Source organism: Kroppenstedtia guangzhouensis (assembly GCF_014637345.1).
In the GTDB taxonomy this organism is placed as follows: Bacteria; Bacillota; Bacilli; order Thermoactinomycetales; family DSM-45169; genus Kroppenstedtia; species Kroppenstedtia guangzhouensis.
In genome coordinates, this window is sequence record NZ_BMEX01000008.1 from 1 (window position 1) to 20,924 (window position 20,924).

The 20,924-nt window shown below is 51.7% G+C and carries 18 protein-coding genes; 12 read left to right on the forward strand and 6 right to left on the reverse strand.

Translation table 11 applies throughout. The annotated features are described in order from the left end of the window. Window positions 1-177: 177 nt before the first annotated feature. The 3 genes from IEV46_RS11405 to IEV46_RS11415 form a co-directional block, all read right to left on the reverse strand. Entirely contained in the window at window positions 178-2,448 is a 2,271-nt protein-coding gene (locus IEV46_RS11405; RefSeq protein ID WP_188432687.1) for a DUF2339 domain-containing protein, read from the reverse strand. Window positions 2,449-2,572: 124 nt separating this feature from the next. Then, window positions 2,573-3,280, reverse strand: a complete 708-nt coding sequence (locus IEV46_RS11410) for a hypothetical protein (protein ID WP_188432688.1) — start codon at window positions 3,278-3,280, stop codon at window positions 2,573-2,575. 124 nt (window positions 3,281-3,404) lie between these two features. After that, complete coding sequence (locus IEV46_RS11415; protein ID WP_188432689.1) at window positions 3,405-4,484, reverse strand: isocitrate/isopropylmalate family dehydrogenase; 1,080 nt, start codon at window positions 4,482-4,484, stop codon at window positions 3,405-3,407. 195 nt (window positions 4,485-4,679) lie between these two features. Here IEV46_RS11415 and nagZ point away from each other — a divergent pair, with 195 nt between their 5' ends. The 8 genes from nagZ (at window position 4,680) to ccpA (ending at window position 11,730) form a co-directional block, all read left to right on the forward strand. Further along, the gene (gene nagZ, locus IEV46_RS11420; RefSeq protein WP_188432690.1) at window positions 4,680-6,410 is read left to right on the forward strand and encodes a beta-N-acetylhexosaminidase; all 1,731 of its coding nucleotides are present in this window, start codon (window positions 4,680-4,682) and stop codon (window positions 6,408-6,410) included. A 57-nt stretch (window positions 6,411-6,467) separates the two neighbouring features. Next, complete coding sequence (locus IEV46_RS11425) at window positions 6,468-6,887, forward strand: DUF948 domain-containing protein (protein WP_188432691.1); 420 nt, start codon at window positions 6,468-6,470, stop codon at window positions 6,885-6,887. A 20-nt stretch (window positions 6,888-6,907) separates the two neighbouring features. After that, entirely contained in the window at window positions 6,908-7,261 is a 354-nt protein-coding gene (locus IEV46_RS11430; protein WP_188432692.1) for a YtxH domain-containing protein, read from the forward strand. Between the two features lie 71 nt (window positions 7,262-7,332). Continuing rightward, on the forward strand, window positions 7,333-7,755 hold the full coding sequence (locus IEV46_RS11435; RefSeq protein ID WP_188432693.1) for an EamA family transporter: 423 nt from the start codon (window positions 7,333-7,335) through the stop codon (window positions 7,753-7,755). Between the two features lie 199 nt (window positions 7,756-7,954). Further along, window positions 7,955-8,488 carry an RNA polymerase sigma factor gene (locus IEV46_RS11440; RefSeq protein ID WP_188432694.1) on the forward strand — a complete coding sequence of 178 codons (534 nt, stop codon included), beginning with the start codon at window positions 7,955-7,957 and terminating at the stop codon, window positions 8,486-8,488. A gap of 12 nt (window positions 8,489-8,500) precedes the next feature. Further along, window positions 8,501-9,250, forward strand: coding sequence for an anti-sigma factor family protein (locus IEV46_RS11445; protein ID WP_188432695.1), 750 nt, complete (start codon window positions 8,501-8,503; stop codon window positions 9,248-9,250). Window positions 9,251-9,346: 96 nt separating this feature from the next. Next, entirely contained in the window at window positions 9,347-10,438 is a 1,092-nt protein-coding gene (locus IEV46_RS11450; protein WP_188432696.1) for a bifunctional 3-deoxy-7-phosphoheptulonate synthase/chorismate mutase, read from the forward strand. 254 nt (window positions 10,439-10,692) lie between these two features. After that, entirely contained in the window at window positions 10,693-11,730 is a 1,038-nt protein-coding gene (gene ccpA / locus IEV46_RS11455) for a catabolite control protein A (RefSeq protein ID WP_188432697.1), read from the forward strand. A 207-nt stretch (window positions 11,731-11,937) separates the two neighbouring features. Here ccpA and IEV46_RS11460 read toward each other — a convergent pair whose 3' ends face one another. The 3 genes from IEV46_RS11460 to IEV46_RS11470 are packed head-to-tail and all read right to left on the reverse strand — an operon-like array spanning window position 11,938 to window position 14,400. Continuing rightward, a complete protein-coding gene (locus IEV46_RS11460; protein ID WP_188432698.1) occupies window positions 11,938-13,095 on the reverse strand; it encodes an acetoin utilization protein AcuC in 1,158 nt (385 codons plus the stop codon). 1 nt (window position 13,096) lies between these two features. Beyond that, the gene (locus IEV46_RS11465) at window positions 13,097-13,747 is read right to left on the reverse strand and encodes a CBS and ACT domain-containing protein (RefSeq protein WP_188432699.1); all 651 of its coding nucleotides are present in this window, start codon (window positions 13,745-13,747) and stop codon (window positions 13,097-13,099) included. A 20-nt stretch (window positions 13,748-13,767) separates the two neighbouring features. Further along, entirely contained in the window at window positions 13,768-14,400 is a 633-nt protein-coding gene (locus IEV46_RS11470) for a GNAT family N-acetyltransferase (RefSeq protein ID WP_188432700.1), read from the reverse strand. Window positions 14,401-14,650: 250 nt separating this feature from the next. On the opposite strand from IEV46_RS11470, the gene acsA reads away from it, so the two are divergent. From acsA to IEV46_RS11490, 4 genes are all read left to right on the forward strand, one after another. Continuing rightward, window positions 14,651-16,357, forward strand: coding sequence for an acetate--CoA ligase (gene acsA / locus IEV46_RS11475; RefSeq protein WP_188432798.1), 1,707 nt, complete (start codon window positions 14,651-14,653; stop codon window positions 16,355-16,357). 247 nt (window positions 16,358-16,604) lie between these two features. Next, window positions 16,605-18,995: a B12-binding domain-containing radical SAM protein gene (locus tag IEV46_RS11480; RefSeq protein ID WP_188432701.1), complete on the forward strand. Its 2,391-nt coding sequence runs from the start codon at window positions 16,605-16,607 to the stop codon at window positions 18,993-18,995. Window positions 18,996-19,210: 215 nt separating this feature from the next. Next, window positions 19,211-19,714, forward strand: coding sequence for a hypothetical protein (locus tag IEV46_RS11485; protein WP_188432702.1), 504 nt, complete (start codon window positions 19,211-19,213; stop codon window positions 19,712-19,714). A gap of 474 nt (window positions 19,715-20,188) precedes the next feature. Next, window positions 20,189-20,923, forward strand: coding sequence for a hypothetical protein (locus IEV46_RS11490; RefSeq protein ID WP_188432703.1), 735 nt, complete (start codon window positions 20,189-20,191; stop codon window positions 20,921-20,923). Window position 20,924: the final 1 nt, after the last annotated feature.

Sequence of the window (20,924 nt, forward strand, 5' to 3'; positions counted from 1 at the left end):
AGTATCCCCAGGAAAAGACGGATCTGGTCTATGAGTTGATTCAAGTATACCTCGATGGTGAGATGACCCTGGATGAAGTGGTGCTGGGGATTGAAAATGGATTGAAGGAAACAACGACTGTTTAAATATTGGGACTCATTACATAGGCCGGGGTCACCCCGGCTTTTTCCATGGGGTTCACCCGGTGAGGGAGAAACGGTCTTTGTACCGTTGGTATATATAAGAGACTGCCAGCAGGATCAACCCCAAACCGATAAAGGAGAAAATCCGGTACAGGGTGTCCAGGAAAGAGAGATCAAAGATAAAGATTTTCAGGATGGTGAGACCGAACAAGCCCATGGCCAAGATGCGGAGGCTGCGGAGACGGCGCCGGATTCCCACTGCCATCAGTGTGATGGAATAGAGAAGCCACACCCCGGAGATCGCCAGTTGTTGCATATTGAACAGTGAGCGCGACGCTTCCGTGTCACCGGAAGGCAGTCTTTCCAACGCCTGTTGAAAGTAGTCTCTGGTTTCCACCGTGAACAGCTCAAACAAAACCAAGGAAGCCAACAGAGGCAAGATGACCCGGATGCTTTTCGCCCATGGAGCATTTGACTCATGGTGCCGCAGTTGGAAGGAAACACCCAGCAAAACCGCAGCTGATAATACAAGCACGAGGAATCGGAGGTTGAGCAGAGGGAGATAAGCATCCAAGGGTTGATACATCAATCCCCGGATTCCCCCGACCACCAGTGAGAGAAATAAGATCCCCGTGCCGGAGAAGAGCAGCGGGTACATCCGTTTTTTCAACCCCACCCACACGAGGGACAGAGCATACAACGACCAGATTCCCGCCAGCCCCATCAAGTGGGTGAAATTCAACGCTGTTTCCGAGCCGGGCTGTTCCGCGAGACGCTGTCGGAACCAGTCGTTGGTCTCCACTGTCATCCACAGAAACAGAAGCATCACCCACCCGGTTTGGAGGGCTCCCTGGATGATCGACCAGGCTTCCCCCCGAATCCGTCGCAACAGAAGAGCGCCCCCGGCCGCAGCCCCCGCCAGCAGGAGAAAAGCGAGTGCGCGCAGATTCCACAACGGGAGATGGGTTTCCACAGGGGCCATCCAGGCCTCTCCCTGGGACAGAAGGCGCAGGAAGGCCACCATGTACAGGATCGAGGCAAAGATCCGCAGGTGGGGGGAGGACTTGCGACGACCTTGCCACAGGAGAGCCAGTGCACCCAAACCCCACAGGGCCACGGTGGGGAAGGGGGAGAACCACAGAGGAACGGCAACTCCCGCAAAAGTGAGTGCGGTCAGTTTCATTTGTGTGGCAAACCCTTTTTCCAGAGGGAGTTTCCACTGGATCAGCCAGTAAACCAAACCGACCCCGAGAGAGATCCACCCTGCCAGTTGCTGATCCTGATGGAACAACAGGAACATGCCTCCGAAGTACATCAGAGCATGGACTGCGGCCGCCGCCTGCCTGAGCACCCTTCCCGTCACTTGCCGGTTTCGTCCGAACCGGACTTCAGCAGCCAGGAACATTCCCCAATACAGGGTGAGGAATCCGAAGAGAAGGAGGGTGTTCTCAGAGATCTCCCGAACCGAAAGCCAGATGAAGTAAGTCCCGATCAGTGTGAGGGGAGGGAGAGGCACCCACTTCTCCTTTTTCAGAGAGACCAGAAGCAATCCGGCAGCCAACAGGGCCATATAGGAGAGAAGCCCCACTTCATTCACTTCACCGGTGCTGAGCAGAAAAGGGGTTAAAAAGCCTCCCGCCCAGCCCAGCAGTGAAACAGCGATGGAATCGTGGCGCAAGGCTTGCTGAAAGGCCAGTGCTGTCACCAGAGACATTAAGAAGAGAGCTGCCGGTTGGGGTATCAAGTGATAGAAATTAAAAGATGCGTAAACGGCCAGATAATCGATGGCCAACCCGGCACCGACCAAACCCTGGGCAAAAACGGTCATTCCTTTTCGACGGAATCTTCCCCCCAACAAGACGAGACCGATGCCGAGTGCACCTCCCGTCCAAACCCGGACGGATTCCGTGATCCAATTCCGGTCAAAGGCGTATTTCAGAAAAAAGCCGAACCCGAGTATCAATGCCAGCGCACCGATCCGGTTCATCAGTCTCCCGCCGATGAACCATTCCCAACCTTCCTTCAGCCAAGGATGCTCCTTCTTCTTTGGAGTCTCCCGCTGCAGTGGGGGGGTCTGCCGTTTCGGAGGAGGGGGGACAGGGGTTGGGCCGACCACCGGCGGCATCTCCCTCTCCCCCGCTTGAGGCCGGGGCGCCGGGGCGGAAGGGGAGGAAATGGGCTTGCGCGGGGGTGACGGTATGGTTTCCAGACGTTCCAACCGCTCTGACAGACGGTTCACCTTGCTGATCAGGACGATGAGAACAATCGTGCCGACAATCAATAACAAAAAGAGAAAGAATAATAAAAAAATCAGCAGAGCAATCATGGTTACCTCCAGGTTTGGCAATTTATTCCCCGATCTTATCACATTCTTGCCCAAACTGGAACAACAACAGGGTCCATGACGGACCCTGTTGTAAAAGCAGGCGGGGAACCAGTTTTGATCCCCTTCACTCAGTGGAGATGTTTAAGGGACCCACCTTCTTCATGGAGAAGTTCAGTTTGGCATTGAGATCGGATTCCAGATGGACAAACTGGTATCGTGGCGCCACGGTTTTGGTTTTCGGATCGAAGGGGGCCACCACCAGTGAATCCTTATATGTATCGACCACCACCAAGGGAGACTTCCCGTCAGAGACGAGAAAAAACTTCTGATTCTGGGCGATCAAACTGCCGCTGGAATAAGAGACGAAAATCATCAGACCCGACAATACCATGACAGCGGCCAGATTGGTGATCCGATTCTCTTTTTTGGTGAGTTGGAAAAATAATAACAGCAGACCGGTGCACAGCAGAAAGTAGAAAATTAAGGTGAACAGATTGGTTCTGCTGAGGGAAAAGCCCAGTTTCATACCGATGACCACGGCGACAGAAGCGGTGATGAAGAAAGAAAACAGATAAGGACCGACTCTCCGGAGCCGGGGTACCGTGATGGACAGGAACGCGATGAACAAAGTGAAGATGATTACACAGACGGACAGGACCACCGAGTTGAGATTGATTTCCACAAACATGGAAGGGATGTGAAAATGGGATTTGTAGCCAAGGTCGCTCAGATATGATGAGAAGTAACCCAAACCGGAAATCCCGGCCAGCAACATTCCTTCGGGAGTCCGGACGGCTATTTTCTGAAGTGGCGTCATTTTCTTGTCGGACATTGATCTCACCCCTTTTTGACGCTGTTTCGATACTGATTATACAGAAGCTTCGACGCCTTTGAAATGTGAATCTAATGATTAAAAATGCTCCGTCCCGCAGGACAGAGCAAATGAGGGCCTTTCATTACATTTGCATGCTTTTCCACACTTCCAGCTTGGTCTGCACTTTTTGGATCACTTCTGAAGTAAACTCGGTGGTGGTGGCGCTGCCGCCCAGATCTGCTGTGCGGTGCCCTTCTTTTACTGTTTCAATCGTGGCTTCATAGACGGCACGGGAAGCGAGGGAGGCTTCTTCCGTGTTGAGGTGGGACAGAAGGGAGGCGCCGGCCAGGATCATGGCCATCGGGTTGGCCAGGTTTTTTCCGAAGAGGGTGGGAGCGGTACCGTGGGGGGCTTCCGCCATGACCACTTTCGGGTTGAAGTCCTCGTCAAAACTCATCAGAATCGACTCCGAGCCGGCGATGGATCCGAAGAGCTGCAAGACCATGTCACTCAGGCAGTCGCCGTCGCGGTTGAGAGCCGGAATCACCAGGGAATCACCGGTGTTGTTCAGAAGTAGAGCATAGGTGGCGTCAATCAACTGAGGTTCATAAGGCACCTCCGGATATCTTTGGCTGGCGGCGTCCATTTCTTCCTTCAGCATTCCTTCATAGATAGGACTGACGGTGTATTTGGGACCACCGAAAACCTTGGCATGGGTCCGTTTGGCGTGGCGGAAGGCGTATTCGGCCACGGCGCGGCAGGTTTTCCGGTCGATGGATTCCGTCCGCCAGGAAATTTCATCGATTCCTTCACCTTCCCGCCATTCTTTGGCACCGTAAGCGTCCCCCACCGCCATCCGGATCACCGAGATGGGGGCAAAGGCACCTGCGACGGGGCGAACTCCGGGTATGCGACGTCCGGTGCGGATAATTACTTTTCCGTCGATCTCTTTGCGCAGGATGGCGTTGGGACTGCCCACATCTCCTTTGGCTTCAGGGGTGATTGTGGCGGCTTTGATACCGTATCCCGCTTCTTTCATGGCCCGGGCTGCCTCGTATACCACTTCGTTTTTGGTGTTGCGGCGGTTTTCCAGACTCAGATCGAATTTTTTGAGCTCAATCTCAAAACCGATCACTTCCGGATCGAGAATACGCAAGGATTCTTCCAGGAGCTCCTGACCGGTCTGATCGCCTTCCAGAACGACGATTGTTTTTTTGTCCAACGGGATCACCTCTTCAGTTATATCCTTCCCCATTATACCGGTAGCCTCATCCATGTACCACACCGCCGAACATTCAAAATAGGAAATAAGGCCTTCTTCAAACGGGAGAGAGAGCGGGATATAATGGGGGGGACTTCTTTTTGATGATTCAAAGGAGTGGTGAGTTTGTCTCCTTCCCTTCGGGGTGGACTGTTGTTGATATTGATTTTGGCCGTGGCTGTTCTTCCATCATCCCATCCCGGAACGGGAGGTGGAATGATCGGTTGGTCTCCGAAGGCGGAGGGAAAACAGCTGGAAGGGACCATTCAGGATACGATCGGGAAGATGACCCTAGAACAAAAAGTGGGACAGATGTTTATGGTCGGCTTTCACAATGAAGACCGACCCGCACAGGAAATGAACCGGCAGATCCGGACGCTGATCCGTGATCACCATGTCGGTGGGGTGATCCTGTTTGACCGCAATATCGGAAGTCCACGGCAGACAGCGGAGTTGAACAACAGTATGCAACACCTTGCCCTGTCCTCCTCCCCGGGAATCCCCCTGTTTATCTCCATCGATCAGGAAGGAGGTAAGGTGGCCCGGATCCGCGAAGGAGTGACACAGTTTCCCGGTGGCATGACGTTGGGAGCTTCCGGAAACCCCGATCTCGCCCGGAGATCCGGCCGGGTGGTCGGGGATGAGCTCCGTGGGATGGGAATCAATATGAACCTGGCTCCGGTTCTGGATGTGAACAACAACCCAAAAAACCCGGTGATCGGAATCCGTTCCTTCTCGGGCGATCCCTACCAGGTGGTTGACATGGCTTCCGCCCAAATTCAGGGGTATCACGATGGGGGTGTGCTGACAGTGGTCAAACATTTTCCCGGACACGGGGATACTTCCACCGATTCCCACATCGATCTGCCCACGGTCACCCATTCGATGGACAGGCTCAACCGGGTGGAACTGGTTCCTTTCAAGGAGGTTTTGAACCGGACCGATGCGGTGATGTCCGCTCACATCACCTTTCCAGCACTGGATGACACCCCAGGCCTTCCCGGCACCCTCTCGCATAAGGTATTGACCGGTTTGTTGCGGGAGCGGCTGGGATATGACGGGGTGATCATTACCGATGATCTGGAAATGGGGGCGATCGTGGACAACTTCAGTGCGAAAGAAGCGGCGGTCCGAGCGGTGAAAGCGGGTGCCGATATACTGCTCATCTCTCACGATCTCACCCGCCAACAGGCCTCCATCCGTGGGATTCGGGATGCAGTCAAGAGGGGGGAGATTTCCGAAGCCCGCATTGACCGTTCTCTCCGGCGCATCCTCCACCTCAAGGGGAAGCGGACCGGGGGAGTCGCTTCCGTTGCCGAACAGCCCATCACCCCGGTGGAACAAGTCCCACAACGGGTGGGTACTTCCCGTAATGATCAGGTGGCTCAGACGACGGCGGAAGCTGGATTGACTCTCCTTCAGGATCCAAAGGGCCTGATTCCTCTGGCACTGGAGAAGAAACTCCTGGTGGTGTCTGTGGCAGGGGGGCGCGAATTGGAAAAGTCGTTGCAGGCTAATGGTTTCCGCACGCAACATCGGGAACTGGATCCTGACCCATCGCAACAGGAGATGAATGAATTGATCGACCAAGCAACAGCTGTGGACGGGGTGGTCGTCGGGACGTCACGGGCGGAGATCCATTCCGGACAGCGCCGGTTGGTCCAAGCCCTGTCAGAGAGAAGAATTCCGGTCATCGTCCTCGGACTGGACACACCTTATGAAGTGTCGGTGTTTCCGAGGGATGTCACCTATCTGGCTCTTTACGGTTATGATTCACATTTGTTGAAAGCCGCTGCCGGTGCAATTGCCGGCGAAGTCCCGATCCGCGGCAAACTACCGGTGTCGATCCCCGGCCGGTATCCGGTAGGTCATGGATTGGACAGATAAACCAACTTCGGAAATGGAAGCCTCCCTTTTGGAGAATCCTGTGAAGGAGGTGTCGTTTTGGTCATTGAAATCAGTGTCGCCGTCGCCTCCCTGGCCTTTGTCGTTTTGGTAGCAGCTGTTGTGTTCTCTCTTCGGAAAGTGAACCGGACGTTGGATTCGGTGGACCGGACTTTGAATGAAGTTCGCCCCCAACTGGAGGAGGTTGCCGACGAATCCCGCAAGACGTTGAATGAAACAAGAAAGTTGATCGATGATATGAACCGGAAAAGCCGGCAGACAGATGTCTTTTTTGAATCCGTTCAGGGATTGGGCCACAGTCTTGAGGAATTATCCACCGGGATCACTCGTACGGCTTCCGCCCAGAAAGAGCGCCTGGCGAATGTGACGGCTCTGGTGGGTTCCGGTTTGGAATTGCTCAGAAAATGGCGTATGGAGAAGCGTTCTGACAAAGGAGATCAGGTCAGGCGAGTCAAATAACATATGAGGGGATGAATGAGATGGGTAACAACGGCAACGGAAAACTGTTTTTCGGTGCAGTGGTCGGAGGTTTGGTGGGGGCGGCAGCGGCTCTGCTTCTCACTCCCAAGACGGGGCGCCAAATGCGCAAAGAGCTGCTTGAAAGCCTGGATGGCGCAGGAGAGATACTCAGGGACCGCTCCGGGGAGGTGGGCCGTTTCGCAGGGAATCTGAAAGAGGCCGCCACGGAGAAATGGATTGATATCAGGGATACCGCCACGGAATCTTTGAAGAAAACCAAAGATGAAGGGTCCGGGGATGTCGAGGTGGACTCCGGCCAGCGATGGGTGGAGATCGAGGCGAAGTCGGATCCGGCCTCAACTGACTTAAGGTGAGTTCCCGCAGAAAGTCTATCCCTGCCTGTCCCCGCATATAGATGGGACAAACGGCGGGGACGGGGGTAGACATGAATAAAGAAATGATTTATGCATTGTTGGCGGCTTTCAGCTTCGGAGTGGCCCCTATTTTCGAGAAGCTGGGGCTGGCCCGTACGGAACCGACGATGGCATTGTTTCTCCGGGCTTCGGTAACGACAGCCATCATTTCCGTCTATCTCTTTATGACAGCCAAAAGCGGGAAGCTGGCAGTACCCGACCTGCAATCCCTGATCTATGTTCTGCTGGGAGGGGTGTTTGGAGTGCTTTTCGCCCAATATTTTTATTTCAAGGCGCTCCAGTTTGGAGAGGTGGGACGAGTGATGCCAGTGGTGGGAAGCTTTCCGGTCTTGGCTTTTCTGCTGTCCGTGGTGATCTTCGGGGAGGCTGTCACTGTTTCAAAAGTGGCCGGTGTGGTTCTGGTCACTTGCGGTGTGGTTCTTCTTGGCGATTAAATGCATTCCGGTTGATATAAAAGAGAAAATGGAAGCATACGGCTTCACAGCCCATCCCAACGAGTATGGGGTGGGTTGTACTTTTCGCGAGAACATGTTTCTGTATCATATAACGGGAAATGGCATTCCATCCGTTTTGAAGAATAGTACTTAGAGTCGGAAAACCTGAGATAGAAGAATGGGAAGCAGGAGGATTTCCATGAGCCTGGATAAAACACAAAGAAAAACTGTCACGGATGAGTTTCTGGAACGGCTCCAGGAGCATCGACGTTATCTGTACCATATCGCTTACCGCTTGACAGGCAATATAGAGGATGCAAAGGACCTGACACAGGAGACCCTTTGGCAAGCTCATCGCAAGTCCAATAAATATGTGTATGAAAAATCCCTGAAAGCATGGCTCCGCACCATGATGACCAACCGATTCAGAGATCAAAAAAGGAAAAAAAGTTTGAAACTGGTCGCCTTGGAAGACGCGTTTATACAATCAGAACCACCCCACTCGACAAATGTCTCCGTTGAAGAGCAAGTGGAACAGCGGATGATGTTGGAAGAAGTGAAGGCGGAGATCCGGGACCTTCCCGAGATTTACCGACGGGTGGTCGAGCTCCGGCACTTTTGCGGATACACCTATGCAGAGGTCAGCGAAGCTCTGGATCTCCCGGAAGGGACAGTGAAAACCCAGCTGTTTCGCGCGCGGAAGATGCTGAAAGAGCGACTTTCCAGAAAGTAAGGGGTTCGATGGATGTCTTCTTGCAAGGATATGGATCGCCTGATCCAACTCTATGTGGACCAGGAGATTGAAGAGGCGGACCGTAAAAGATTGGGAGAACATGTGGCGGAGTGTAACATCTGCCGCAACGACCTGCAGGAGATGATCAACCTGGTCGAATCCCTCGAAGAAATCCGAAAATATCGGACTCCGTCCAAATCTGTCGCCCTGGCCAATCAACTGATCAAATGGGCTGCTGTCTGTACTTCGATTGCATTTCTGGTGGCTTTTTTTCCCGGAATGACCCAACACCGGAGCGTCCCTATCAGTAAAATGGCCAATGGGGCAGATCCCGGAGAAGATGTCGTGGCCAAGACCCATCACCTGACGGTCTTGGCTACACAAGCGGAAAAGCTCCATATTCCGGAAAGCGATTATGTTCAAGTGATCCGTCCGAAGAATTCCATAAAGGGTGCGCAATTGGAAACAGCCTTGGTCTATCCGAGCGCCCTTCCCTTCATCCTGGATGGTAAACCGGACTGGTTCAAGGAGGTTAAGCGGTTTGTCTTTGTACGGGTTCCTGACGACAAAACCATGGGGATGATTTTGGCCGCCTCGGGTCTCACCCCGGAAAAAAAAGACTGGGAAAAGAATCGCTTCCCCTTGTCCGTTATCCTCGTCACAGGAAAAAATCCCCGGATGGAAACATTCACCTTTCCGGATAACAAACAAAAAATTTCCCGCTGGTTTGACCGGATGGCAGCCACACCTGTGGTTCCCTGAAGTATATCGGAATACGGATCCACGAAAACTCCCCTGACAAGCGCCTGTTTTTTCGATATAATTAATTTTAAAAACTTCAAGAGGGGAGCTTTGAAGATGGGCCACGAGCTGGATCGACTCCGGCAACAAATGGACGAGGTCAATATGAAGATTTTGGAACTCTTAAGCCGGCGTGCCGAATTGGCACAGATGATCGGAGAGGTCAAAAAAAAGCAGGGAATCAATCGCTTTGATCCCATCCGGGAAAGGAGCATGTTGGAGAGGGTCACTGCGGTCAATCCCGGCCCCTTCGATGATGACACCATCCGTCACCTGTTTAAGCAAATTTTCAAGGCTTCCCTCGACCTGCAACAGAAAGATCATAAGAAGGCACTTTTGGTCAGCCGGAAACAACACCCGGAAGACACAGTGGTACAGGTCGGGGAGGTTGCCGTCGGAGGAAAGTCAAAAACAGTGGTGGCTGGTCCCTGTTCCGTGGAGTCTGAGGAGCAGGTCCGTCAGGTGGCTCGGGCTGTCCGCGACCAAGGGTTGTCCTTCCTGCGCGGGGGTGCCTTCAAACCGAGGACATCTCCTTACGATTTTCAGGGCTTGAGAGAAGAGGGACTCCGAATCCTGCGGAAAGTGGCGGATGAATTTCAGTTGAAAGTGGTCAGCGAAATCGTCAACCCCGTTGATATTGAACGGGCTGAAGACTATATCGACGTAATTCAGATCGGTGCCCGGAACATGCAAAATTTTGAATTGCTGAAGGCAGCGGGTGCCTCCCGGCTTCCCATCTTCCTCAAACGGGGCATGTCCGCGACGGTGGAAGAGTTCCTGTTTGCGGCGGAATATATCGTATCCAAGGGAAACAGTCAGGTCATGCTTTGTGAACGAGGGATTCGAACGTATGAAAAATGGACTCGGAACACCTTGGATATATCTGCGGTTCCGTTGTTGAAACAGGAGAGTCATCTGCCTGTTTTTGTCGATATCACCCACTCCACAGGTCGGCGGGATATTCAGCTTCCAGTGGCCCGAGCGGCTCTCGCCGCCGGTGCCGACGGGATCATGTTGGAGGTGCATCCGGACCCGGCAGTCGCCCTGTCGGATGCCAATCAACAGATCGATATCCCGCAGTTTGAAGCATTTATGGAAGAGATGCGGAAAAACGGTGTCCATCCGGCAGCAGATCCCGTGATCGTCTAAAGGAAAGCGGCTCTCAACCGCTCCCTTGCAAGGTGGGAAAGGGGATCGATGTGTGCCGGATCAGATATTCGCGACGAGCGCCCGGCTTCTGCGGCCGGTTTTTTTTATGCAGCGGGGACAGAATATGAGGTATGGGATGGTGGAGCGGACGGCATCTGTTATCAAATTGTCAAAGGAAGCCCCCCTTTTTTCTTTGCAGGTCCATGGCTTTTATCGTATCCTTGGAACTAACAAAACAACATTGGGTGTGAACTATGGGCAGGAAAAAAGAAACCGTCACCATCTATGATGTGGCCAGGGAGGCGGGAGTTTCCATGGCCACTGTGTCCCGGGTCGTCAACGGCAATCCCAACGTCAAGCCGTTGACCCGCAAAAAAGTGCTGGAAACGATCCGGCGCATGGGATACCGACCCAACGCTGTGGCCCGGGGACTGGCCAGCAAAAGAACCACTACTGTCGGTGTCGTAATCCCGGATATATCCTATGCGTTTTTTGCGGAATTGGCCCGGGGAATCGAAGATATCGCCAATATGTATCATTACAATATCATCCTTTGCAACTCTGACCTCAAGAAGGAGAAGGAGTTGCAGTTAATTGAGGCTCTTTTTGAAAAGCAGGTGGATGGGCTTCTCTTTCTCGGTGGGGAGGTGACGGATGAGCATCGGGAGATTTTTTCCGGTTCAGATATCCCGGTCGTATTGGCCGCCACCCGGGATGAAAAAGAGAAAAACCGTCCGTTTGTGACCATCGACCAGGTGCAGGCGGCCAAGGAGGCGACAGAGGTTCTGATCCGGGAAGGTCATCGGAGGATCGGGCTGTTGGGCGGACCGTTGACCGACCCGATCATCGGGTATCCCCGCTATCTGGGGTATAGAGAAGCTCTGTTGGACAACGGGTTCACCTTGGAGGAAAAGTGGATTCGGTTGGGGAACTACCGTTATGATTCCGGACTGAAGGCGGCCAAGGAGTTGTTGGGGACGGAGGAGGGACCGACGGCCTTCTTCGCAGTGAATGACGAAATGGCGGCAGGGGCACTTCACGCGGCCCAGGATCTTGGCAAACGCGTCCCGGAGGAGATTTCGGTGATCGGTTTTGACAATATTCCCTTGGCATCTCAGATTCGTCCTCTCCTGTCCACAGTGGCGGTTCCGATGTATGATATCGGTGCGGTGGCGATGCGTCTTTTGACCAAATACATGAATGATGAACCCATCGAAAAGAACCAAGTGGTGTTGGAGTACCGTCTGGAATTGCGCGACTCCACCCGTCTTCAAGGGGAGTTGGCTCATTGATGGGCTCACTTCTACAGATCAAGCCGGACAAGTGCCGGCTTTTTTTGTTAAAGTAATTGGGTGAGATGGGTCTCGTGATTCGAAAAGAGAGGGCGACCCCGGCGAAATCGGCAGGCGGCTGGCAATCCCCATCCGATGGGGAACCGACTCCACGGAGTATGAAAATAAAATGCCTTCATCAGATACGGAATCGGGACAGAGTTCATCTCACTTCAACAGCCCGGCCATCTTAAGCACTTGGTTGACGGTGCGTTCGTTTTTCTGGGTGATCTCCTCCCGGCGGGGAATCGGTTCAAACAAGCCCTCGGGGTCGTGCAGGGTGTCGGGAAGTGTCAGTGGACTCTTCGGTTGCCACTTTTCCAGCCAGGACCGGGGAATCTCCATTTCATTCAGGGGACGTCCAGACATCTCTGCCCACAGATAGGTCCAGGCCCGGGGAACCACCCGCCAGATATCGTAGCCGCCCCCACCCACGGCGATCCAGCGGCCGTCACATAGTTCATGAGCCAGTTCGTGGACGACCTGGGGGATGATGCGGTAGATTCGCATGGTGGCGGACAGATGGGTCAAGGGATCGTAGCGGTGGGCATCACAACCGTTCTGGGAGAGGATGACATCAGGCTGGAAAGACCGGGCAATCCGGGGAATCACCCTTTGAAAGGCATCCAACCAGGATTCATCCTCAGTAAAGGCATCCAGAGGAACATTGATGCAGGAGCCCAAACCGGTGTCGTGGCCCCGTTCGTATACATTTCCGGTTCCGGGGAACAAGTAGCGCCCGGTCTCATGGATGGACAGAGTGAGTACCTCAGGATCATGGTAAAAAGCCCATTGGACCCCGTCTCCATGGTGTGCATCAGTGTCAATGTAGAGAACACGTGCTTGATATTTTTTACGTATCTGGGCGATCGCGACAGCGGCATCATTATAGATGCAAAAGCCGGAGGCTTTGCCGCGCAGGGCGTGGTGCAATCCTCCGGAAAGATTGAGGGCGTGACGGGCTTGTCCACTCATCACGATTTCCGCGGCCTCGAGGGTGCCGCCTGTAACCAGGGCTGACGTTTGGTGGATTCCGGGGAAGACGGGATTGTCCTCGGTTCCAAGACCATACTCCTCCAGTCGTTCCCGGGGGATGTCCCCCCGGTCCGCCTCTTTGACCAAACAGATGTAGTCCGGGTCGTGAACCAGGATGAGCTCCTCCTCTGTCGCCGGTCGCGGCGGGTGCAGGTGGTGATCTTCCAGCCGACCGAGAGTCCGGATCAGATCCAGGGTGGGTTTCAACCGGCGGTTGTCGAAGGGATGGTTGTCGCCGAAACGATATCTGAGCAGGTCTTCGCTGTAAATGAACCGGGCTTCGTCCTTCACGTCACACTCCTCCCTCGGGGTCAGGATTGGTTCGCGGCCAGAGCACCCGGTGTCCCGCTTGTTCGATGTTGTCGATGATCTTTCCGAGATCCTTGGCTTGAACCCGGAAGACGATATTGAGATGATCTTCTTTTTGGCTTCTTTCCAGCATGACGCTGTTGATGTTGGTTCGATGTTGGCCAAATATGTCAGCCACCTCCGCCAGAATCCCGAATCGATCCTCCACCTCCACTTCCACATGTTGGCTGGGGCGATCCACTCCAAAAATCTCGATCAGCCGGCGGAGGATATCCGTTTCCGTCAGGATGCCGACTAACTTTTCTCCCTCCAGGATCGGCAGGCATCCGATCCGATGTTCATAGAGGGCCCGGGCCGCATCTTCGAAGAAGTCGAGAGGATGGGCAGTGATCACCTGACGAATCATGACTTCGGAGACCGGTCGGTGAAGAAGGTTCCGCAGTCCTTTAGGATCGAGGCTGGAAGGAGAGGCACTGCGAAGGTCCCGGTCTGTGACCAGACCGACAAAGACGTCTCCGTCCAGGACCGGAAGGTGACGGATTTGATGGTTCTTCAGCAGGTGGATGGCATCACCGATGGAGGTGGAGGGGGTGACCGAGTGGACATTTCGGTGCATGATCTCTTCAACCAGCATGGAGGTTCCTCCTTTTTAAGTCAGTACAAATACCGGTACTGAAAACGAAGTCGATCAAACTTCTCTATGGATTCCAGCGGCACGTTTTTACCGATCCGCGCCATGAGGCAGTTGGCAGGATGGGCGGTGATCTCCGGGTCGTCGGTGGCAAACCGCTCCAGACCTGCGCTGGACATCACCTTTTCCATCACATTTCGATATTCCCAAATGGAAAGACCGGTTCCTTTCAAATCCCAGTGCCAATAGTATTCCGTGGAGATGACGATATAGTTTTCCATGTGAGGGTCGGAAAAGGCGACCCGGAGCATGTTGCGGGCCACGTGATGCCGCCGGTAGGGAGCGGTCACTTCAATCGCCCCCAGTTCCAGGAGATCGTGCATGTTTCCCTTGGACCAGTGTTCCAGGGGGTCGGGATAAAGAAAAGTGATATAACCGACCACTTCTGCGTCAGTTCTGGCGATAATGATTCTTCCCTCCGGCAGGCGAGAGATCCCGATGATAGCTTCCCGTTGCTCATCAGGCGGACGAAATGCGACCAGGTCGGGGTGAAAGGGATACCGCTCCAAGGTTTCGGGGGAAACAGGCCCTTCCACTGTCAGCATTCCACTGTCTGTTTTCCACAGGATTCGGTGATACTCCTTGATGTGCTCCATCACAGTGTCTATGACACCTCCATCGGGTGTGATCGCCCCAAAAGGGTTGTCTGCAACCCTCGCCTGTGATGTAGGAGCCTTCCAGGGCGGATAAGATTGCGAATCTTCCCATCTATGATATAATATAAACCATAAAGTTGTTTTCCAATCCGTTTATTTGTGGCGTCTCTCCAACAAAAGTTGTCGTCGGGTCTCGTCTGGTGACTCCGCCCTGTAAAAAAGAGGAGGGAATGAGTTGAAACAAGGGGAAATGATCCCGGCCATGACGGAAGGGAACAATCTGACATCCTATGAAAACGCTTATAATGACTTTGACTGGAAAGAAGTGGAGAAATCCTTCTCCTGGTTTGACACCGGTAAAGTGAATGCGGCGTTTGAGGCGATTGACCGCCATGCAGAAAGCGAGCGTGGGGACAAGGTTGCCCTCATCTACAGCGATGCCAAGCGGGAAGAGAAGTATACTTTCCGGGAGATGAAAGAGCAGTCCAACCGCTTCGGAAACGTCCTGCGCAAGCTGGGCATCCAAAAGGGAGACCGTGTCTTCATCTTCATGCCCCGCAGTCCGGAGTTGTACTTCAGTTTTCTGGGGATCGTGAAAGTGGGTGCCATTGTGGGTCCCCTCTTTGAAGCTTTCATGGAAGCGGCGGTCAAGGATCGTCTCGAAAACAGCGATGCCACCGCTCTGGTGACGACCCCGGAACTGTTGAAGCGTGTCCCGGTGCAGGAAATCTCAAGCCTGAAGCATGTGATCCTCGTCGGAGCCGATGAAGGGGATCTGAAAGAAGGGTTTTACAGCTTTGAAAAGGAAATGGCGGAAGCTTCCCCTGAACTGGAGATCGAATGGATGGACCGGGAGGACGGGATGCTCCTGCACTACACATCCGGTTCCACCGGCAAGCCGAAAGGGGTTCTCCATGTTCACAACGCGATGATTCATCATTACCAGACCGGGAAATGGATCCTCGACTTGAAGGAAGACGATATTTATTGGTGCACCGCAGACCCGGGGTGGGTGACGGGAACAGCTTACGGGATTTTTGCCCCCTGGCTCAACGGAGTGACCAATGTGATCCGCGGCGGACGATTCAGTCCGGAGGATTGGTATAAAACCCTGGAAACCCATGGTGTGACTGTCTGGTACAGCGCCCCCACCGCCTTCCGGATGCTGATGGGAGCTGGAGCCGATGTGGTACGGAAATTTGATCTGTCCAAGGTTCGTCATATCCTTAGCGTGGGGGAACCCCTCAATCCGGAAGTGGTTCGCTGGGGGTTGAAAACCTACGAACGCCGGATTCATGATAACTGGTGGATGACTGAGACCGGCGGCATCCTGATCTCCAATTATCCCGCCATGGCGATCAAACCGGGTTCCATGGGCAAACCCTTCCCGGGGATTGAAGCGGGGATCATCGATGATGAGGGAAATGAGTTACCCCCGAATCAGATGGGCAATCTGGCCATTAAAACGCCGTGGCCGGCAATGATGAGGAAAATTTGGAAAAATGAGCCCAAATATCAGGAATACTTCCGGATACCGGGTTGGTACATTTCCGGGGACTCGGCCTACCGGGATGAAGACGGATATTTCTGGTTCCAAGGCCGGATTGACGATGTGATCAACACCTCCGGCGAACGGGTCGGCCCCTTTGAAGTGGAGAGCAAGCTGGTGGAGCACCCGGCGGTGGCGGAGGCCGGGGTCATCGGTAAACCGGATCCGGTCCGGGGCGAGATCATTAAAGCTTTCATCGCCCTTCGTGCAGGTTATGAACCTTCCGAAGAATTAAAGGAAGAGATTCGTGCTTTCGTCAAGAAAGGATTGGCGGCCCATGCTGCCCCCCGGGAAATCGAATTCAAAGACAAACTTCCCAAAACCCGCTCCGGTAAGATCATGCGCCGGGTGCTGAAAGCCTGGGAACTGGATCTTCCCACCGGCGACTTGTCCACAATGGAAGACTGAAAAGAACGGAGATCACAGCGCGACTTGAAGTCGCGCTGTATTTATTTGGTCAGTCTCTTTTTGCTATCCAACGTTTGAATGATCATTTACATCCAATATAGTAATTTTTTTCCTTGAAACTATTGACAATCTTCTGTTACCAAATCTATAATGGTGGGAAGAGTCCCTTTACAAATTATTGGATAATTTACAAAACAACCGATCTTTGGATGACACGCCAAACCTGGTATACAGAGCAGGAGACAAATTGATTCACACACCTGCCAAATCCATCGACATCGACACGATTCCCACTCCTGACTTTGATGGATTGCCCTTAGGAAAGTATTTTAGTCCAGAGACGATATTACCGCTGTATACCTCCCGCAGCTGTCCCTATCAATGTGCTTTCTGCACTATACCCTATGCCAGCAGCAAATTCAGAGCGAGAGACCCGCAGAAAGTGGTTGATGACCTGGAAAATTTAAAACGAAAATATAATGTTAGAATGTTCACCTTTGTAGATGAAACGTTGATCATACCCAGTTTGAATAAAATCACAAGAGAAATCGTCAATCGAAAACTGGACGTGAACTGGTACGGCGAAACCAGATTTGATAGAAGGATCGACCGGCAACTGGCCCGGCAGATGTTTGAATCCGGTTGCAGAAAGTTGCAATTCGGATTGGAATCTTATAATCAACGGGTTTTGGATTTGATGAAAAAAGGAACCAAGGTTAAATACATTTTACCTAATATCAAAAGTTGTTTGTCGGAAGGGATCGCGGTTCATCTGTTTACCTTTCTGGGATTTCCCGGCGAAACCGAGGAAGAAGCAAAGAACACCTGTGAATTTTCAAAATACGTTATTCGCTTGTCCGAGGAAGAATACGGCAATCCCTATTCAACAGTGGGAATGGGGGCTTTCGGGCTTGAGGTTTACTCCGATGTTTATTATCATCCCGACCGATATGGTGTAACCTTCAAGGATGATATCCGGCACTTGATGGGTGACGAAATATTCGAAATCAAATATACGGTGAAGTCTGGTTTGTCCCAAGAGGAAGCGGAAGATCTCGTCAATCAATTTCATAACAAGGCGATTCTTCGGGAAGTACATGAAAGGGCCGGTCGTATCAGGTGGACAACCTTGGCTGAAAAAGAGACCAACGAAGAAGAAGCGTTTTTATTATATTGTCTCGCGAATCAAGCAAAAACGGAATCGCGGCCCATTCCGACAGAGCCGCCTGAACATCCCGGATACCTTCTTCCGGGGACTTACCGACGCAGCGCCAATCTGTCCCCCAACGTCGTGGTAAGGGAGTTTTTAAGAGATTTTCTGAGAAGTGGGGAACAACCGGGTCCGGTGATCAGCTTCTACGACAAGGCTCGGGATCTTGTGGTCAATTTACCTGTTGAAGAAGGGGCAACGATTTCCGCTTGGCTGGATGAAAATACATTTCCTGAGAAATTGAGTGACAAGTATCGGGGGATTTGCAACCGGTTGCTTCGATCCGGCTTGATACAAATTTTCGGTGAAGGGATAGTGAAGTCTCTTCTCGATCTATCGAGGGAAAAAGAAGATGTTTTCCTCATCGCCAATCCGGATTTTCAGTTTTTCCGTAGGGACAATGGACAATTTGTTTTATTTAACGAAGTCACTCAAGAGATATTAACAGTAAATACCATCGCGGCTTTCTTTTTCAGTCTTTTTAGGCAGGAACTGGAGGAGTCTCCTCCCTTTGTCCTGGGTTTTTCGTGCACTGCCCAGCAGGTTTTCAATGCAGCATACCTTGCCCGGTTCGCCAAGCGGTACGTACCTGAATTGACTGTGGTTTTGGGCGGTCCTGCCATGATGGGTAGAACTGCTCATCGGTATCTGGAACTATTTCCTGAGGTTGATGTGGTAGTTTGGGGCGATGGGGAAGAAGCTCTCTTGGCCATTGTCAACTCTTTGTATAAGTACGGACGGATTCCATCCTTACCAGGGGTTTTTCACAGAGGCGAACATCAGGTGATGACGGTTCCGACCAAGTCACCGGAACTGAACGATGTGGATCCGCCTGATTATGATGAAATCCAGGAGGAGATCATTAATCGCTCCTACCCTTTAACCACATGGATTAGCAGGGGTTGTTCATGGGGCAAGTGCTCTTTTTGTTCCATACCGGAATATCAAAGAAATTATTTTACACGTTCTGCTGAGCGTGTTTATCAAGAAATTGCTTATTTACATGAAAAATACGGGATGAACCGATTTATATTTGGGGATTGGGAAGTCAACGGAAGCCCCCGCACGTTGAAGGATTTGTGTCAGTTGATTATTCAAGGTGAACGCGATTTTGAATTTTGGGGAGAAGTGAATGCCCGTAAGATGACGAAAGATTTGATGGCGCTGATGAAGCAAGCGGGTTTTGTCAGCGTGCAAGTCGGATTGGAAGCATTTTCGAATTCATTGTTGCGCAAAATGAACAAGCCGACTACAAAATTGGAGAATATTAAATGTCTGATTTACGCCCATGAGACGGGTATGGAGATGTTCTCCAATATTCTTTACAATTTTCCCTTTGAAAGAAGAAAGGGAGATTATGGAGAACGAAAGGGTCTTACATGCCATCAGCCACCTTATAAAGCCTCCGGTATCTTTGGCTTTGGCTGAATTTTTGTTGGAAATTGATGCGGATATTCACAGCACTTTGTCTGAAGAAAGGCTGCAAAAGCCCGGATATTATCGGTTTGAATCTGTTTTCTGTTCCTCCCCCTCCGCAAGGAATATCCCTGTTTATGATCGAGAGTTTGATCAAGTATTATCAATTGGGATTAGATCTTGGGTCGGCGGGGATTTTATCCCTTATTAACTGCCCGGATCGGTAGTTGTGGCACCGTCTGGAGACGCTGAGGGGAACCAATGGAACCAACATCAATCCCTACAATGCAAGGCTGTTACCGGAAGTTCCTCGTCATTTTCTGTTAAGACGTCTTGCTCGTCATCGACGCAATGCTTTTTTGCTGGTGGATCAGCTACGGGGTCTCTGCGATGTCAGTTGCGTCGGATATGGGGGGCTTGTGTTCATCAAATCGGGTTTTCCGGAGGAATTGAAGGATTTGATTACGTATTTGGCCTTGTCCCGGAAACTATCCATCACGGAAGGAACCAGTTTTGGATTCAACATGACGAGAGTGTGTATTGCAGATCAAGAAGACGGTGCCTATTTGCAGATCGCTTGTGGAACGGAGAACATACACCATTTCAGCGAGATTGCCAATCTCATCCGAGATGCATTGAAAGCGGTTGAATCCAGGAAGATACAATCTTCCTTAAGATATCCGATGTTTTTTCCCGGACTATTCTTTATGCAAAAAAGCCAGTTCCGGTGACCTTTCCCGTCTTTATCGGTATGTTCGGGCGCTGGATCAACAAGTATCCCATATGGAAGGTAATAGACAGAGATGATAATAAATGGATTCAAATCGAATTCCGGTTACTATTTTTGTGGATGATGTGACTCCGGGTATCAATTTGCTTTATCAGTATGTTGCCCAAGTGGAGTTTTCTGAATATGACTCCCCGGAAATTACATTCGGTCCTTATGATGAGTTGCTGAGCCAAATGATCCCCATAGATCTTCTATGGAAATTCATCTCTCTTGTCGAGGAATTTCAAATCAAGGGTAAACTCTCACTGGTTCCCTGTCCGGGAGGTCTTGGGAGGATTGATCGGGAAATTGAAGGTGTAACATCCCATGACCTAAAAAATTTCTTCATGCTGTTCGCGTGTTCCTTCTTCCACATTTTGATGTAAGCCCTGAAATCTTGACGCACACTCGATATATGGATATCCATACGGGAGAATTGGGACCTCAATCCGAAGAGGAATGGTCAAGAAACCAATCGGAACAAACCTTGTTTGATTACTTATCCTATGATCTGAGGATATTGAAAAGTGTGGGGATTCCTGCCACCGGAATTACTTCTCCTGTTGATTTCGGGAAGGGAAATGAACAAAACTATGTCAACGCCGTGATGAATGCCGTTGGTGACGTTTCGGAAGCAAATGTGAGCTGGTACTTTCTCCACGAAACAGATGGCGAGCCCGCCAAGCTGGAAGCGCAAGTTCACTTAAAGTCGGGAGAACCGCAAGGGTGTGTACATATTCCAGGTACGGTGCCCGATTTTATGATGCATCTTTTTAATAAACCTCATTCAGCTGGATGTTTTCAAGAGATTGCCGATCTTTATATTTCAGCAGACGGAACACGGGGGGTGATTGTCGACCAAATTCAGGCCAATTCCGAGGTGATTTCTATACTGGTTCACTGGCCGGCACTTTACACCAATGGTCGTTACACCGGTATTCGATTGTTGAGGGAAGTTCTTCGCAGAATGAAGGAACATTTTTCTGATGTTTCTAATCTGGATGACTCCTCATCAATTGTCAAAGCGCGTGGTTTACAGTACAAAGTGGAGGATGTAAGCGACTGGAATGTGACAGATGGAGGAGTTGGCATCATGATTGGACGTTGGTATCGTGGCAACCCGGCCCTGCCTTATCTTTGGATAGGAAAAAATCACGAGTTCCACCGGTGAT

Coding starts and splice junctions, on each gene's coding strand:
- IEV46_RS11450 (WP_188432696.1), top strand. CDS start 9,347: ATGGGCCACGAGCTGGATCGACTCCGGCAACAAATGGACGAGGTCAAT.
- IEV46_RS11410 (WP_188432688.1), bottom strand. CDS start 3,280: ATGTCCGACAAGAAAATGACGCCACTTCAGAAAATAGCCGTCCGGACT.
- IEV46_RS11445 (WP_188432695.1), top strand. CDS start 8,501: ATGTCTTCTTGCAAGGATATGGATCGCCTGATCCAACTCTATGTGGAC.
- IEV46_RS11430 (WP_188432692.1), top strand. CDS start 6,908: ATGGGTAACAACGGCAACGGAAAACTGTTTTTCGGTGCAGTGGTCGGA.
- IEV46_RS11405 (WP_188432687.1), bottom strand. CDS start 2,448: ATGATTGCTCTGCTGATTTTTTTATTATTCTTTCTCTTTTTGTTATTG.
- IEV46_RS11440 (WP_188432694.1), top strand. CDS start 7,955: ATGAGCCTGGATAAAACACAAAGAAAAACTGTCACGGATGAGTTTCTG.
- acsA (WP_188432798.1), top strand. CDS start 14,651: ATGATCCCGGCCATGACGGAAGGGAACAATCTGACATCCTATGAAAAC.
- IEV46_RS11435 (WP_188432693.1), top strand. CDS start 7,333: ATGAATAAAGAAATGATTTATGCATTGTTGGCGGCTTTCAGCTTCGGA.
- IEV46_RS11465 (WP_188432699.1), bottom strand. CDS start 13,747: ATGCTGGTTGAAGAGATCATGCACCGAAATGTCCACTCGGTCACCCCC.
- ccpA (WP_188432697.1), top strand. CDS start 10,693: ATGGGCAGGAAAAAAGAAACCGTCACCATCTATGATGTGGCCAGGGAG.
- IEV46_RS11470 (WP_188432700.1), bottom strand. CDS start 14,400: ATGGAGCACATCAAGGAGTATCACCGAATCCTGTGGAAAACAGACAGT.